This is a genomic window from Streptomyces sp. NPDC014882, from assembly GCF_043081325.1.
GTDB lineage: Bacteria > Actinomycetota > Actinomycetes > Streptomycetales > Streptomycetaceae > Streptomyces.
Genome location: NZ_JBIBWL010000002.1, coordinates 229645 through 243074, shown reverse-complemented (window position 1 = coordinate 243074; position 13430 = coordinate 229645). Strand labels below are relative to the sequence as shown.

The 13430-nt window shown below is 75.9% G+C and carries 11 protein-coding genes; 9 read left to right on the top strand and 2 right to left on the bottom strand.

Going from position 1 to position 13430, the window contains the following annotated elements; translation table 11 throughout:
* The first annotated feature begins 203 nt into the window (after positions 1–203).
* Both ACF09K_RS05710 and ACF09K_RS05705 read left to right on the top strand, forming a co-directional pair.
* Positions 204–1340: a nitronate monooxygenase gene (locus tag ACF09K_RS05710; RefSeq protein ID WP_392241234.1), complete on the top strand. Its 1137-nt coding sequence runs from the start codon at positions 204–206 to the stop codon at positions 1338–1340.
* Positions 1337–2083, top strand: coding sequence for a 16S rRNA (uracil(1498)-N(3))-methyltransferase (locus ACF09K_RS05705; protein ID WP_392241233.1), 747 nt, complete (start codon positions 1337–1339; stop codon positions 2081–2083). The genes ACF09K_RS05710 and ACF09K_RS05705 overlap by 4 nt, the downstream gene beginning before the upstream one ends.
* A gap of 58 nt (positions 2084–2141) precedes the next feature.
* On the opposite strand, the gene ACF09K_RS05700 is transcribed toward ACF09K_RS05705, so the two are convergent.
* On the bottom strand, positions 2142–2630 hold the full coding sequence (locus ACF09K_RS05700) for a hypothetical protein (RefSeq protein WP_392241232.1): 489 nt from the start codon (positions 2628–2630) through the stop codon (positions 2142–2144).
* A gap of 50 nt (positions 2631–2680) precedes the next feature.
* Here ACF09K_RS05700 and ACF09K_RS05695 point away from each other — a divergent pair, with 50 nt between their 5' ends.
* The 5 genes from ACF09K_RS05695 (at position 2681) to ACF09K_RS05675 (ending at position 8936) form a co-directional block, all read left to right on the top strand.
* Positions 2681–3226: a hypothetical protein gene (locus tag ACF09K_RS05695; RefSeq protein ID WP_392241231.1), complete on the top strand. Its 546-nt coding sequence runs from the start codon at positions 2681–2683 to the stop codon at positions 3224–3226.
* Positions 3227–3288: 62 nt separating this feature from the next.
* A complete protein-coding gene (locus ACF09K_RS05690; protein WP_392241230.1) occupies positions 3289–6492 on the top strand; it encodes a S41 family peptidase in 3204 nt (1067 codons plus the stop codon).
* A 171-nt stretch (positions 6493–6663) separates the two neighbouring features.
* Positions 6664–7017, top strand: a complete 354-nt coding sequence (locus ACF09K_RS05685) for a histidine triad nucleotide-binding protein (protein WP_392241229.1) — start codon at positions 6664–6666, stop codon at positions 7015–7017.
* A 3-nt stretch (positions 7018–7020) separates the two neighbouring features.
* Positions 7021–7926, top strand: coding sequence for a ribonuclease Z (locus tag ACF09K_RS05680; RefSeq protein WP_392241228.1), 906 nt, complete (start codon positions 7021–7023; stop codon positions 7924–7926).
* A gap of 20 nt (positions 7927–7946) precedes the next feature.
* Positions 7947–8936 (top strand): adenosine deaminase, encoded by a 990-nt coding sequence (locus ACF09K_RS05675; RefSeq protein ID WP_392241227.1) that lies wholly within the window; start codon positions 7947–7949, stop codon positions 8934–8936.
* A gap of 232 nt (positions 8937–9168) precedes the next feature.
* On the opposite strand, the gene ACF09K_RS05670 is transcribed toward ACF09K_RS05675, so the two are convergent.
* Positions 9169–10515, bottom strand: coding sequence for an MFS transporter (locus tag ACF09K_RS05670; RefSeq protein WP_392241226.1), 1347 nt, complete (start codon positions 10513–10515; stop codon positions 9169–9171).
* Positions 10516–10817: 302 nt separating this feature from the next.
* Here ACF09K_RS05670 and ACF09K_RS05665 point away from each other — a divergent pair, with 302 nt between their 5' ends.
* The gene (locus tag ACF09K_RS05665) at positions 10818–12107 is read left to right on the top strand and encodes a glucarate dehydratase family protein (RefSeq protein ID WP_392241225.1); all 1290 of its coding nucleotides are present in this window, start codon (positions 10818–10820) and stop codon (positions 12105–12107) included.
* A 178-nt stretch (positions 12108–12285) separates the two neighbouring features.
* Complete coding sequence (locus ACF09K_RS05660; protein ID WP_392241224.1) at positions 12286–13407, top strand: carbohydrate kinase family protein; 1122 nt, start codon at positions 12286–12288, stop codon at positions 13405–13407.
* Positions 13408–13430: the final 23 nt, after the last annotated feature.

Genomic DNA, 13430 nt, shown 5'->3' with positions numbered 1-13430 from the left:
GGGGGGGGGGGGGGGGGGGCCCCCCGGGGCGCCCCCCCCCCCCCCCCGCGGGGGGGGGCGCGGGGGGGGGGGGGGGGGTCCCCGGGGGGGGGGGGGGGGGGGGGGGGGGGGGGGGGCCGGGCCCCCCCCCCCGCCCCTCCCCGTCCCCGGGCACCGCACGGGCTGGGTTCGGACCCGTCCGTACGACGTGACACCATGCCGTCATGTCCTCCGCACTGACCGATCTCCTCCCCCTCCCGATCGTGCAGGCCCCCATGGCGGGCGGCGTCTCCCTCCCGCAGCTCGCCGCCGCCGTGTCCGAGGCCGGCGGGCTGGGCTTCCTGGCCGCCGGGTACAAGACCGCCGACGGCATGTACCAGGAGATCAAGCAGCTGCGGAGCCTCACCTCCCGGCCCTTCGGCGTGAACCTCTTCATGCCCCAGCCCGAGCACCCCGGTGCAAGCACCGGCTCCACCGGAGCGGTCATGGCCGCACCCCCTGCTGCCGGCGCCGTCGAGGTCTACGCCGACCAGCTGGCCGGCGAGACCGCCTGGTACCGGACCGAGCTGGGCGATCCGGACAGCGGCCGCGACGACGGCTACGACGCCAAGCTGGCGGTGCTGCTGGACAACCCGGTGCCGGTGGCCTCCTTCCACTTCGGCGTCCCCGCCCCGGACGCGCTGGCCGCGCTGCGCCGGGCCGGCACGTTCACCCTGGTCACCGCGACCACCGTCGAGGAGGCCGTCGCGGTCGAGCGGGCCGGCGCGGACGCGGTGATCGTGCAGGGCGTGGAGGCCGGCGGCCACCAGGGCACCCACCGTGACATCCCCGAGAACGACGGCTCCGGAATCGGCCTGCTGTCGCTGCTCGCCCAGGTCCGGGAGGCCGTCGGCCTGCCGCTGGTCGCCGCGGGCGGTCTCATGCGGGGCAGCCAGATCGCCGCCGTCCTCGCCGCCGGGGCGAGCGCCGCCCAGCTCGGCACCGCCTTCCTCGCGACGCCCGAGTCCGGCGCGGCCGCCGTGCACAAGGAGGCGCTCACCGACCCGCTCTTCGTGCGCACGGAACTCACCCGCGCCTTCTCCGGGCGTCCGGCCCGCGCCCTCGTCAACCGCTTCCTGCGCGAGCACGGCCCCTACGCGCCCGCCGCCTACCCCGACGTCCACCACCTCACCTCGCCGCTGCGCAAGGCCGCCGCGAAGGCGGGCGACGCGCAGGGCATGGCGCTGTGGGCCGGCCAGGGACACCGGCTGGCCCGCGCCCTGCCCGCCGGGCGGCTGGTGGAGGTCCTGACGGACGAACTCGACGCGGCCGGGACGGCGTTCCCGGGCGGCGGCGCGGCCGGCGCGGACGGTGCGCGATGACCGCCCCCGTCTTCGTCGTCGAGGAACTGCCGGACTCTCCGGCCGAGTTCGTGCTGGACGGGCCCGAGGGACGGCACGCCGTCTCGGTGAAGCGGCTGCGGGCCGGGGAGGAGGTCGTCCTCACCGACGGCACCGGCCGCTGGGCGCGGGGCGAGGTCGTCGCCGCCGAGGGCAAGGACCGGCTCGTCGTCGCCCTGACCCGGGTGGCGGAGGAGCCCCCCGAGGCGCCGCGGATCACCGTCGTCCAGGCGCTGCCCAAGGGCGACCGGGGCGAACTGGCCGTCGAGACCATGACCGAGACCGGCGTCGACGCGATCGTGCCCTGGTCCGCGTCCCGCTGCATCACCCAGTGGAGGGGCGACCGCGGGCTGAAGGCGCTCGCCAAGTGGCGGGCCACCGCCCGCGAGGCCGGCAAGCAGTCCCGCCGGGTCCGCTTCCCCGAGGTCGCCGACGCCGCGACCACCAGGCAGGTGGCGGCACTGCTGGCCCGGGCCGACTTCGCGGCCGTGCTCCACGAGGACCGCGACTACGGCAGCGAGCCGCTGGCGACCGCGCCGCTGCCCGCGGCCGGGGAGATCGTGCTCGTCGTCGGACCCGAGGGGGGCGTCTCCCCGGAGGAGCTGGCGCTCTTCGAGGAGGCCGGTGCCGGGGCGTACCGGCTGGGGCGCAGCGTGCTGCGGACCTCGACCGCCGGGACGGCCGCCGCCGCCCTGATCCTGGGCCGGACCGGCCGCTGGTCCTGACCGACGGCTGCTCCTGACCGGCTGTCGCTCCTGACCGAGGGCTGCTCCTGACCGGCTGTCACACCTGACCGGTCGTCGCTCGTGACGGCCGCCGGTCCTGACCCGGCCGCCTCCGGGACCCGGGTCGGTCCGGTGGAGCCGCGGGCCCGGTCGCCGCGCGGCTGAGGGCGCTGAGGGCGTCGAACAGGATCCAGCCGTCCAGCTCCCGCTCCCCCTCGTGCGGCAGCAGCCGGCGGCGGACGGCCTCGTCGAGGAGCGCGCGCACCGTGCCGGGCCGGTACAGGTTGAGGTGGTGGCCGCGGTCGCCGACGCCGCCCGCGTGCGTGTACGCGCCGCCGCCGACGTAACGGCCCGCGCCCTCGGTGAAGACGATCCTGGTGCGCGCGCCGTCCCGGATCAGGGTGAGGACGTCCCGGCAGCCCCGGCCGTCCCGGTGCCGGTGGCGCACCGTCCACAGGTAGGCGGTGCTGTCGTCGACGATCAGCCTTCTCGGGCGGCGGCGGGCGCGCATGCGGTCACCGTAGACCGGGACGGCGGTGCGGCGCATGGCGTTAAGTGCTCTACCGCGCTCCCGCCGGCGGTGGCAGGCTGCCCTCCATGGGGGCATGGAGGAGAAGGACACGGGGCCGGACGCGCGGGGCACGTGCGGCGGCGGTGACGGGGCTGGCGGTCCTGGCGGTGGCCGGCGCGGTGGCGTGCGAGCCCGGCGGGATCGGCTCGGCGGCCGTCGCGTACACCACCGACGAGGCGGCGACGGCCGAGATCGAGCGCCGGGACGTCGACGTGCGCTGGCTGACCTGCACCGCCGACTACGGCGACGGCGGCTCCGGGGGCCGGGAGACCGTCGCCTCCGTCGACTGCGAGGGCGAGACCGGCAACGGGCGGGACGTCACCGTCGCCGGCCACGTCACGCGTGCCGTCGACGGCTCCTGCGTGCGCGGCGACCTCCGTGCGGACGTCGGCGGCAAGCAGCTGTTCCGGGTGAGCGGGCTCGGCGACTGCGGGTCCGCCACCCCCTCGCCGCTCGCCACGCCCCGCTCCGCGCAGCCCGCCGAACCCGGGCGGCCCACGGTCACCGTGACCGTCACCCGGACGGTCTGGTGCGGGGACGACACGCGCTGCGGGTCCACCGGCACCAAGTGAGCCGCGCCGGCAACCGGTCCGGCCCTCTGTCGGTCACCGCCGCCCTTGCCTAGAGTGATCGGGTGACACAGCCCGTGACGCCTGCCGCGTACTTCCGATTCCCGCACCTGCAAGGCGAGTTGGTGGCCTTCACCGCCGAGGACGACGTGTGGGTGGCGCCCCTCGACGGCGGGCGCGCCTGGCGGGTCAGCGCCGACAACATGCCGGTCACCCTGCCCCGCATCTCGCCCGACGGCACCACCGTCGCCTGGACCTCCACCCGCGACGGCGCCCCCGAGGTGCACGTCGCCCCGGTCGACGGCGGCCCCGCCACCCGGCTCACGTACTGGGGCAGCCCCCAGACCAGGGTGCGCGGCTGGACCCCCGACGGCCGGGTGCTCGTGCTGAGCACCCACGACCGGGCGAGCGGGCGCCGCAGCTGGGCCCGCGCGGTCCCGCTGGACGGCGGACCGGCCGACACCCTGCCGTACGGGCCCGTCGGCGGGGTCGCCTTCGGTCCGCACACCGTCCTGGTGTCCGCGTCCATGGGGCGCGAGGCCGCCCACTGGAAGCGCTACCGGGGCGGCACGGCCGGCAAGCTGTGGATCGACCGGGACGGCGACGGCGCGTTCACGCGCCTGCACGAGGACCTCGACGGCAACATCGAGTACCCGGTGTGGACGGGCGACCGCCTGGCCTTCCTCTCCGACCACGAGGGCACCGGCGCCCTGTACTCCTCCCTCGCCGACGGCTCCGACCTGCGGCGCCACACGCCCCTCGACACGTTCTACGCCCGCCACGCGGCCGGGGACGGCGACCGCGTCGTGTACTGCTCCGCCGGTGAGCTGTGGATCCTGGACGACCTCGACGGCGCCGAACCGCGCCGCCTCGACGTCCGGCTCGGCGGGCAGCGCACCGACCGGCGGCCGCACCCGGTGCCCGCCGCCCGCTGGCTGGGCTCCGCCACCCCCGACCACACCGCGCGCGGCAGCGCCGTCGAGGTGCGCGGCGCCGTCCACTGGGTCACCCACCGCCACGGCCCCGCCCGCGCCCTGGCCGCCGAACCCGGCGTGCGGGCCCGGCTGCCGCGCACCTTCCGCACGGAGGGCGAGGAGTGGGTGGTGTGGGTGACCGACGCCGAGGGCGAGGACGCCCTGGAGTTCGCCCCCGCCACCGGCCCGGCACCGGGCGCCACCCCGCGCCGGCTGGCCGCCGGACGTCTCGGCCGGGTGGTGGAACTGGCCATGGCGCCCGACGGCAGCCGGGCCGCCGTCGCCGCGCACGACGGACGGCTCCTGCTCGTCGAGCGCGAGACCGGCGAGGTCCGCGAGGTCGACCGCAGCGAGGACGGCGACGTCGGCGACCTCGTCTTCTCGCCCGACTCGGCCTGGCTGGCCTGGTCGCACCCCGGCCCCCGCCCGCTGAGCCTGCTCAAGCTCGCCAACACCGCCGACCTGTCGGTCACCGAGGCGACCCCGCTGCGCTTCCACGACTACGCGCCCGCCTTCACCCTCGACGGCAAGCACCTGGCGTTCCTGTCGACGCGCGCCTTCGACCCGGTCTACGACGAGCACGCCTTCGACCTCTCCTTCGTCGAAGGGGCCCGCCCGTACCTCATCCCGCTGGCCGCGACCACGCCGTCGCCGTTCGGCCCGCAGCGGCACGGCCGCCCCTTCGAGGCCCCCGACAAGGACGAGACCCCCGACAGCGAGGGCACCCCGGCCACCCGGATCGACCTGGAGGGCCTCGCCGACCGGATCGTGCCCTTCCCCGTCGAGGCCGGCCGCTACTCGGGGCTGCGCGCCGCCAAGGACGGCGTGCTGTGGCTGCGCCACCCCGTGAGCGGTGTCCTCGGCGCCTCCCGCGCCCACCCCGACGACCCCGGTCCCACCACCGAGCTGGAGCGCTACGACCTCGTCCAGCAGCGTCTCGAACACCTCGCCCCCGACGCCGACGCCTTCGAGGTCAGCGGCGACGGCAAGCGGCTGCTGCTGCGGGCCGACGGCAAGCTCAAGGTCGTCCCCAGCGACCGGCGCGCCTCCGGCGACGAGGACAGCGACACCAACCTCACCGTCGACCTCGGCCGGGTCCGCCAGACCGTCGACCCGGCCGCCGAGTGGCGCCAGATGTACGACGAGACCGGCCGCCTCATGCGGGACAACTTCTGGCGGCCCGACCTCGGCGGGACCGACTGGGACGGCGTCCTCGACCGCTACCGGCCGCTCCTCGACCGGGTCGCCACCCGCGACGACCTCGTCGACCTCCTGTGGGAGGTGCACGGCGAACTCGGCACCTCGCACGCCTACGTCATCCCCCGCGGCCACGGCGGCGGCGCCCGCCAGGGGCTGCTCGGCGCCGACGTCTCCCGTCACGACGACGGCAGTTGGCGCATCGACCGGATCCTGCCGTCGGAGACCTCCGATCCCGACGCCCGCTCCCCGCTCGCCGCACCCGGCGTCGCGGTGCGCGCGGGCGACGCGATCCTCGCCGTCGCCGGCCACCCCGTGGACCCGGTCGCCGGGCCCGGACCGCTCCTCGTCGGCACGGCGGGCCGCGCCGTCGAGCTGACCGTGTCGCCGGCCGGCGGGGGCGAGCCCCGGCACGCCGTCGTCGTCCCCGTCGACGACGAGGAGCCGCTGCGCTACCACGCCTGGGTCGCGGGCCGGCGGGCGTACGTCCACGAGACGTCCGGCGGCCGGCTCGGCTACCTCCACGTGCCCGACATGCAGGCCCCCGGCTGGGCCCAGATCCACCGCGACCTGCGGGTGGAGGTGGCCCGCGAGGGGCTCGTCGTGGACGTCCGCGAGAACCGGGGCGGTCACACCTCCCAGCTCGTCGTGGAGAAGCTGGCGCGGCGGATCGTCGGCTGGGACGTGCCGCGCGGGATGCGGCCGTACAGCTATCCGGAGGACGCGCCGCGCGGGCCCGTCGTCGCGGTCGCCAACGAGTTCTCCGGCTCCGACGGGGACATCGTCAACGCGGCGGTCAAGGCGCTGGGCATCGGGCCGGTGGTCGGGACCCGTACCTGGGGCGGGACGATCGGCATCGACAGCCGGTACCGGCTGGTCGACGGGACGCTCGTCACCCAGCCCAAGTACGCGATCTGGCTGGAGGGTTACGGCTGGGGCGTGGAGAACCGCGGCGTCGACCCGGACGTGGAGGTGGTGATGCGGCCCCAGGACCACGTGGCGGGCCGGGACACGCAGCTGGAGGAGGCGGTACGGCTGGCGCTGCTCGCGCTGGAGGAGACGCCGGCGAAGGCGGCTCCGCCGCTACCGGAGTCGTAGCCCACCCGGTGCCGGTGCGCTCGTCCCGGGGGCTCCCCCGGGGGCCCCGATCCGGCCCGAACGGCCGTGTTCCCGGGCGCCGTGCGGGCCGGACGGCGACGGCCCGTACGGCATCGGGCCGGCCGTCGCTACGATGCTCCGTGAGAGATCACCGGTGCGAGGAGGAGCCGCATGCCAGGCGAGCCGCAGGACGACTGTCTGTTCTGCAAGATCGTGGCGGGGACGATCCCCGCGACGATCGTACGGGAGACCGGGACGACCATCGCCTTCCGGGACATAAACCCCCAGGCGCCCACGCACGTCCTGGTGATCCCCAAGGCGCACCACGTGGACGCCGCCGCCCTCGCCGCCGAGGCGCCGCAGCTCGCCGCGGACGTCCTGCGCGAGACGCGGGCCGTCGCCGACGAGGAGAAGCTGGAGAGCTACCGCATCGTCTTCAACACCGGCAGCGGCGCAGGTCAGACCGTCTGGCACGCCCACGCGCACGTCCTCGGCGGCCGTGGCCTCGAGTGGCCCCCCGGCTGAGCCGTGTCCGTACGTGAACTGGTGGTCCTGGGCACCGCCAGCCAGGTCCCGACCCGGCACCGCAACCACAACGGCTACTTCCTGCGCTGGGACGGCGAGGGCATCCTCTTCGATCCCGGCGAGGGTACCCAGCGCCAGATGCTGCGGGCCGGGGTCGCCGCGCACGACCTGCACCGGATCTGCGTCACGCACTTCCACGGCGACCACTGCCTGGGCGTCGCCGGGGTGATCCAGCGCGTCAACCTCGACCGGGTCCCGCACCCGGTCACCGCCCACTTCCCGCGGTCCGGGCAGCGCTTCTTCGACCGGCTCCGGTACGCCACCGCCTACCGCGAGACCGTCGGCGTCACCGAGGTCCCGGTCGACGGCGACGGCCCCCTCGCCGTCACCGCGTCGTACACGCTTCAGGCCCGCAGGCTCTCCCACCCGGTCGAGTCCTACGGCTACCGCCTGACCGAGCCCGACGGCCGCCGGATGCTGCCCGACCGGCTCGCGGCGCACGGCCTGCGGGGGCCCGACGTCGGCCGCATCCAGCGGGAGGGCTCGGTCGGCGGGGTGTCGCTGGAGGAGGTCAGCGAGGTGCGGCGCGGACAGCGCTTCGCGTTCGTCATGGACACCCGCCTGTGCGACGGCGTGGGGGAGCTGGCCGAGGGCTGCGACCTGCTGGTCATCGAGTCGACGTTCCTCGACGAGGACGAGCGGCTCGCCGACGACCACGGCCATCTGACCGCCGGTCAGGCCGGACGGGTCGCGCGCGACGCCGGCGTCCGCCACCTCGTGCTCACCCACTTCAGCCAGCGCTACGCCGAACCCGCCGAGTTCGAGCGGCAGGCACGGGCGGCCGGGTTCGAGGGGGAGCTGACGGTGGCGTACGACCTGCTGCGGGTGCCGGTTCCGAAACGTCGGTAAAATCCCCGTACGATGCTTTGATGCCCCTCCCCAAAGCTGAACTGCACCTGCACATCGAAGGCACCCTGGAGCCGGAACTGGCCTTCGCGCTGGCCGCCCGCAACGGTGTCGCGCTGCCCTACGCCGACACCGCGGCGCTCCGCGAGGCGTACCGGTTCGAGGACCTCCAGTCGTTCCTGGACCTGTACTACGAGCTGATGGCGGTGCTGCGCACCGAGCGGGACTTCGAGGACCTGGCGAACGCCTACCTCGCCCGGGCCGCCGCCCAGGGCGTGCGGCACGCGGAGATCTTCTTCGACCCGCAGGCCCACCTCGCCCGGGGCGTCGGGATGGGCACGGTCGTCGAGGGGCTGTGGCGGGCGCTCGGCGCCGGCGAGGCGAACCACGGCGTCTCCACCCGGCTGATCATGTGCTTCCTGCGCGACGAGTCCGCCGGGTCGGCGCTGGAGACCCTCGACGCCGCGAAGCCGTACCTCGACCGGATCACCGGCGTCGGGCTGGACTCGGCGGAGGTCGGGCACCCGCCCGCGAAGTTCCGCGAGGTCTACGAGGCCGCCGCCGCCCTCGGCCTGCGGCGGGTGGCGCACGCCGGCGAGGAGGGGCCGCCGGAGTACGTCACCGAGGCCCTCGACGTCCTCGGGATCGAGCGCGTCGACCACGGCCTGCGCTGCATGGAGGACCCGGCGCTGGTGGAGCGGCTGGTGCGGGAGCGGATCCCGCTCACGCTGTGCCCGCTGTCCAACGTCCGGCTCCGCGCGGTCGACGCCCTCGCCGGCCACCCGCTGCCCGCGATGCTCGACGCCGGGCTGCTCTGCACGGTCAACTCCGACGACCCGGCCTACTTCGGCGGCTACGCCGGCGACAACTTCGACGCCGTGCGGTCGGAGCTGGGCCTGGGCGAGGAGCGGCTGCGCGAACTGGCCCGCAACTCCTTCCTCGCCTCCTTCCTGGAGGACGACGAGGAACTGCGGTCGCGCTACCTGGCCGAGGTCGACGCCTACCGGTTCTGAGGCGTACGGCGAAAGCCCCTCCCCCAAGGGGCACCCCGGCCGCGCTGCCGGAACCGTCCCGACGCGACCGGTACCGGGGCGGCCCTCCGCCGTGCGACCGCACGCACCGGACGCCGCCGGGCCTACTCTCCGGGCGGACGGCGCCGCTTTCCGGACACGCCGCTTCCGGACGACGCCGTTTCGGAACGGGCCCCGGGGCCCTTCGTCCTGACCCGGCCGGGCCCGCGAGGAACTACCGCCCGGCGCCCGGCGCGGCACCCGCCCGCCGTGGCCCGGCGGTGTCGTAGGCCCCCTGCACGGACGCGCCCGCCGGAACCTCCACCGCGATCTCCACGACCTCCTGTTCCGCCGCGCCCACCGGCGGCACCGCGCCGCCGGCCGCACCGCCGGCCGCGGCGAGGACGGCCGCCGGGGTCCCGCCGCGCCGCCGGACCGCGCCCGGCAGCAGCGGACGCCCGCCCGCGTGCAGCGCCACGGCGGTCATCGGCACCGCCACCACCAGCAGCCCGGCGCCCAGCACCAGTCCCATCACCGGGAAACCGGCCCACGCCGACAGCAGGCTCCCGGTCAGCGGCCCCGCCGCCGTCCCCAGCGAGGACGCCGAACCGACCAGCACCGCCCAGCGCCCGCGCGGGTCGAGCGAGGCGGCCAGCCCGATCAGGTACGACAGCACGACCGGGTAGAAGACGTTCCAGGCGATCTCGCCCGCCGCGAAGCTCCCCGGACCGGTCGCCGACGCGCTGACCACGACGCACCCGGCGATCAGCACGGTCCCCCCGCCGACGGGCAGCGCCCGGCCCAGCCGCGCGCCCAGCGCCCCCGCGCCCAGCACCCCCAGCAGCCCGGCGCCGAGCGCCACGGCGAAGACCACCCCGACGCCCGCCTCGCTCAGCCCCGCCTGCGTCAGGCCGATGCGCCCGCTGACGCCCCACAGGGAGTTCTGCACCAGCGACCAGCACGGCATGGCGGCCGCCAGCAACAGCCCGGACCGCAGGTGCGGCAGCCGCGCGGAACCCCTCCCGTGCCGGGCCGGAGCGGGGACCGCCCGCCCCGGGAGCCGTCCGGTCAGCGGCCACACGGCGACGGCGGTGAGGGCGATCGCGGCCAGCGGCTGCCCGTGTCCGGGCCCCAGGTGCGGCACCGTCAGGTAGACGGCACCGGCGAGCGCGGACACCCCGAGCAGGCCGAGCGTGGAGGCGCGGTGCGGGTCGGGCTCGGCGGCGATCCGGGTGGCGGCGACCGTCGTGGCCGTACCGGACCCGAACCCGCCCAGCACCGCGCCCGCGACGACCGCCGGCACGCTCCCGGCGAGAGCGGCCCCGCCGTATCCGGCGACGGCGAGCACCAGGCCGACGCGCGCCAGGGTGCGGGCCCCGGTCCGCTCGACGCGCGAGGCCAGCGCGAACCCGGCCGAGGCCGAACTCAGCAGCAGCGCACTGCCGACGGCCCCGGCCTGGGTGGCCGACAGGCCGAGCCCCGAGCCCAGCCGCCCCACGACGGTCGGCAGCAGATAGGGGGCGAGGTACCCGGCCGTGAACAGGGCGACGAGGGGCCAGGGGGTGGTGCGGGGCGCGAACACGGGCGTTCCAGGGCAGGCGAAGGAGCGGCTCGGAGGGAGCGGCTCGAGAAGAGGGGAGGAGCGACGACCGTCGGGCGACGGGAACGCGCGGCCAATTTGTATCAAGCACGTAGTTGTGAGCAGAAGCGACACGGGAGTGATGTGGATCACCATCGGTTTGGGCGGTGGCGACCCGGGTAGGAGCGCGCCCCTTCGCTGCCTCCGGCCGGCCCGCGCGCCGACGGCTCCGTTGACGCCCGGCGGTCCATGTATCTAGCCTCCATCTCCATACGTGGACGACTTTCACATAGGGAGATGGCCGGGTGGACCTCACCGTCACGGACGTACGGCTGACGCCGATCCTGATCGCCGACCCGCCCCTCCTCAACACCCAGGGCGTGCACCAGCCGTACACCCCGCGCCTCGTCGTGGAGGTCGTCACGGCCGACGGCGTCACGGGCCTGGGCGAGACCTACGGCGACACCAAGTACCTCGACCTGGCCCGCCCCTGTGCGAGGAAGCTCGTCGGCCGGCAGGTGAGCGACCTGAACGCGCTGTCCGCCCTCGGGGACGAGGTGGAGGTGGACCGCTCCCGCGTCGTGGACCAGGTGGACGTCGGCGGCCTGCGGGGCGTCCAGACGGCCGACAAGCTGCGCCTGTCCGTGGTCTCCGCCTTCGAGGTCGCCTGCCTGGACGCCCTCGGCAAGGCGCTCGGCCTGCCGGTGCACCGCCTGCTCGGCGGCAAGGTCCGCGACACCGTCGAGTACAGCGCCTACCTCTTCTACAAGTGGGCCGACCACCCCGCGGCGGTGCCCCACGAGAAGGACGACTGGGGCGCGGCGCTCGACCCGGCCGGCGTCGTCGAACAGGCCCGCAGGTTCAAGGAGCGGTACGGCTTCACCTCCTTCAAGCTCAAGGGCGGCGTCTTCCCGCCCGACGAGGAGATCGCCGCCGTACGCGCCCTCGCCGAGGCCTTCCCCGGCCACCCCCTGCGCCTGGACCCCAACGGCGCCTGGAGCGTCGAGACCTCGCTGCGCGTGGCCCGGGAACTCGAGGGCGTCCTCGAGTACCTGGAGGACCCCGCGCTCGGCACCCCCGCCATGGCCGAAGTGGCGGCCGGAACCGGCGTACCGCTCGCCACCAACATGTGCGTGACGACGTTCGCCGAGATCCGGGAGGCCTTCGCCCGCGACGCCGTCCAGGTCGTCCTCTCCGACCACCACTACTGGGGCGGCCTGCGCAACACCCAGCACCTGGCCGCGATCTGCCGCACCTTCGGCGTCGGGGTGTCCATGCACTCCAACACCCACCTCGGCATCAGCCTCGCCGCGATGACCCACGTCGCCGCCACCGTCCCCGGCCTCCCCCACGCCTGCGACTCCCACTACCCCTGGCAGTCCGAGGACGTCCTCACCGAACGCGTCGCCTTCGAGGGCGGCAGGATCACCGTCCCCGACACCCCGGGCCTGGGCGTCGAACTCGACCGCGACCGCCTCCGGCACCTCCACCGGCGCTGGCTCGACGACGAGGGCGCCTACCGCGACCGGGACGACGAGGCGGCCATGCGCGTGGCGGACCCCGCCTGGACCACGCCCACCGTCCCCCGCTGGTGACGGCCCACCGGCCGCCCCGCCCCGGCCCCTGACCCCGGCCCCCTGTCCTCGCCCCGGCGCCCCGGCCCCTGAACCCCGGCACCTCACCCCCGCGCCCGACACTCTGCCCCCGACGCCGACGCGTCGTCCCCGACGTGGTGCACACTGGCCGGATCGGCACCACGTCAGGGGGCACACCGTGACCGCGTCCACCGGAGAGGGACACCACCGAACCCCGCGCCAGGCCCAGGTGGACCCCCTGGCCGCCCGGCGCGCCCCCACGGACCCGCCCTGGGACGTCTACCTCACCGGCACCGTCTTCCTCGACATCATCTTCACCGGCCTGGACTCCGCCCCCGTCCGCGGCACCGAGTCCTGGGCCCGCGGCATGGGTTCCAGCCCCGGCGGCGTGGCCAACATGGCCACCGCCCTGGCCCGGCTGGGCCTGCGGACCGCCCTCGCCGCCGCCTTCGGCGACGACCACTACGGCGAGTACTGCTGGGACACCCTCGAACAGGGCGAGGGCATCGACCTGACCGCCTCCCGCACGGTCCCCGGCTGGCACTCCCCGGTCACCGTCTCGATGGCGTACGAGGGCGAGCGCACGATGGTCTCCCACGGTCACGAACCGCCCCCCGGGGAGGCCGCCCCCGCCTGCCCGCCGCACGCCAGAGCCGCCGTGGCCTCCCTCACCCCCGGCCGGCGCGACCCCTGGATCGCGCAGGCGGCGCGCCGCGGCACCCGCGTCTTCGCGGACGTCGGCTGGGACGACACGGGCGCCTGGGACCTGGCCGGCCTGGCCGACCTGGAGCACTGCGAGGCCTTCCTGCCCAACGCGCAGGAAGCCATGCGCTACACGGGCACCACCTGTCCGCGCGCCGCGGCCCACGCCCTCACCGCCCACGTACCGCTCGCGGTCGTCACCCTCGGCGCCGAGGGCGCCTGTGCCGTGGACGGCCGCACGGGCGAGACCGCGGAGGTCCCCGCCATCGCCGTCGAGGCCCTCGACCCCACCGGCGCGGGGGACGTCTTCGTGGCCGGCTTCGTCGCGGGCACGCTGGCCGAATGGCCGCTCGCGGACCGCCTGGCCTTCGCCGGCCTGACCGCCGCCCTGTCCGTCCAGGAGTTCGGCGGCTCGCTGTCCGCGCCCGGCTGGTCCGAGGTCGCCGCCTGGTGGCGCCGCGTGCAGTCGGTGGAGACCCAGAACCCGGAGGCACTGCACCGGTACGCGTTCCTGGAGGACCTGCTGCCCGCCCGGGAGGCCACCCCGTGGCCCCGCCGCCGGGCGGTCCCCACCATCGGGTTCGGCCGCTCGGCCTGAGCCGGGACCCGCCCGGGCCCCCG